We start from the raw sequence: 2,245 nt of genomic DNA, 5'->3' as shown, positions 1-2,245 counted from the left end.
CAAGGAGCCTCCGACTGATTGTAGGCGTTCGGTTTCAGGTACTGTTTCACTCCCCTCGTCGGGGTGCTTTTCACCTTTCCCTCACGGTACTGGTTCACTATCGGTCAGTAAGGAGTACTTAGCCTTCGAGGGTGGTCCCCCGATCTTCAGACAGGATTTCACGTGTCCCGCCCTACTTAATACGTCCTATCGTGCTTCATATACGGGACTGTCACCCACTGTGGTTGGCCATTCCAGACCATTCTATTCACATTCAAGGCTCGGCTGGTCCCCGTTCGCTCGCCGCTACTAGGGGAGTCTCAATTGATGTCCTTTCCTCCGGGTACTTAGATGTTTCAGTTCCCCGGGTTCGCTCTTATAAACCTATGTATTCAGTCTATAAGTACCTGTTTCAGCAAGATATAAGCAGCCAAAAGGCTATTATATCGAACTGTCAGGTGGGTTGCCCCATTCGGAAATTCATGGATCAAAGCTTATTCTCAGCTCCCCATGACTTATCGCAGAGTATCACGTCCTTCATCGCCTCTTACTGCCAAGGCATTCACCAAACGCCCTTCTCGCGCTTGATTTGATCCAGAAAGAGCAAGGCTTGCACCTCACGTCACCGGGCTGGTTCGTCCGGTAACTCACTTTCTGATCAAAAGCATACTTTTCCCGCCTGGCTTGCGCCAGACATGGTCTCATTTCCGTGCTGGAATGAGACCGGGTTAGTGTACTTGACTTGGACAACTCTGTTCGTTTCAGCAGGGATACGAAGGAGAACGTCGAGGAAACAACGTCCAATATCGCCTCCCGCAAACCCGAAGGCCTGCAGAACCTGACTGAGATCATCCCGTTACGCCGGGCGATCAAACAGTGTTGATTTGTAATCTCTCTATACGATGTCAAACGTCCGATTGGACGGCTAAACACTCAAACAGTGCTTAGCGATCCAATCATCGCGCTCTAAGGTATCTGACAACAACCTTCCAAAAGAAAGGATTTGGTGGAGCCTAGGAGGATCGAACTCCTGACCTCCTGAATGCAAATCAGGCGCTCTCCCAGCTGAGCTAAGGCCCCAAAAAAGATGGTGGGTCGAGGAGGACTTGAACCTCCGACCTCACGCTTATCAGGCGTGCGCTCTAACCACCTGAGCTACCGACCCAGACAGGCCGGTCGGCCTGATGTTGTGCTGAAGAGATATGAGGACGGCCTGGTCCACGTTGTCCTTTGCAAGCAAAGGCAACGGATGTGACCGAATTGACTTTCGATCTTCTGCTAAGTGTTCCACGAACCAGAGCAAGCTCTGACTGCCAGGAACATCCTTAGAAAGGAGGTGATCCAGCCGCAGGTTCCCCTACGGCTACCTTGTTACGACTTCACCCCAGTCGCTGAGCTCACCGTGGTCCGCTGCCCCCTCGAAAGGTTGGCGCACGGCCTTCGGGTAAACCCAACTCCCATGGTGTGACGGGCGGTGTGTACAAGGCCCGGGAACGTATTCACCGCGTCATGCTGTTACGCGATTACTAGCGATTCCGACTTCATGGGGTCGAGTTGCAGACCCCAATCCGAACTGAGACAGTTTTTTGGGATTAACCCATTGTCACTGCCATTGTAGCACGTGTGTAGCCCAACCCGTAAGGGCCATGAGGACTTGACGTCATCCACACCTTCCTCCCGCTTATCACGGGCAGTTTCCCTAGAGTGCCCAGCTTAACCTGCTGGCAACTAAGGATGTGGGTTGCGCTCGTTGCCGGACTTAACCGAACATCTCACGACACGAGCTGACGACAGCCATGCAGCACCTGTCACTGCGTCCCCGAAAGGAACTATCCATCTCTGGATATAGCACAGGATGTCAAGGGTTGGTAAGGTTCTGCGCGTTGCTTCGAATTAAACCACATGCTCCACCGCTTGTGCGGGCCCCCGTCAATTCCTTTGAGTTTTAATCTTGCGACCGTACTCCCCAGGCGGAATGCTTAATCCGTTAGGTGTGTCACCGAATAGCATGCTACCCGACGACTGGCATTCATCGTTTACGGTGTGGACTACCAGGGTATCTAATCCTGTTTGCTCCCCACACTTTCGCACCTCAGCGTCAGTATCGAGCCAGTGAGCCGCCTTCGCCACTGGTGTTCCTCCGAATATCTACGAATTTCACCTCTACACTCGGAATTCCACTCACCTCTCTCGAACTCAAGACTAGCAGTATTAAAGGCAGTTCCAGGGTTGAGCCCTGGGATTTCACCTCTAACTTACTAGTCCG

Annotated in this window: 2 tRNA genes and 2 rRNA genes; all 4 read right to left on the bottom strand. The window is 52.5% G+C overall.

The annotated features are described in order from the left end of the window. A 23S ribosomal RNA gene (locus TG4357_RS18940) occupies positions 1-569 on the bottom strand; the annotation flags it as partial. Positions 570-983: 414 nt separating this feature from the next. Continuing rightward, a tRNA-Ala gene (locus TG4357_RS18935) sits at positions 984-1,059 on the bottom strand. 8 nt (positions 1,060-1,067) lie between these two features. Next, a tRNA-Ile gene (locus TG4357_RS18930) sits at positions 1,068-1,144 on the bottom strand. A 164-nt stretch (positions 1,145-1,308) separates the two neighbouring features. After that, positions 1,309-2,245: ribosomal RNA gene (locus TG4357_RS18925) — 16S ribosomal RNA — on the bottom strand; the annotation flags it as partial.

Source organism: Thalassovita gelatinovora (assembly GCF_001458355.1).
Classification (GTDB): domain Bacteria; phylum Pseudomonadota; class Alphaproteobacteria; order Rhodobacterales; family Rhodobacteraceae; genus Thalassobius; species Thalassobius gelatinovorus.
The sequence above is the reverse complement of the archived record's forward strand: the minus strand, read 5'-3'. Positions and strand labels throughout refer to the sequence as shown.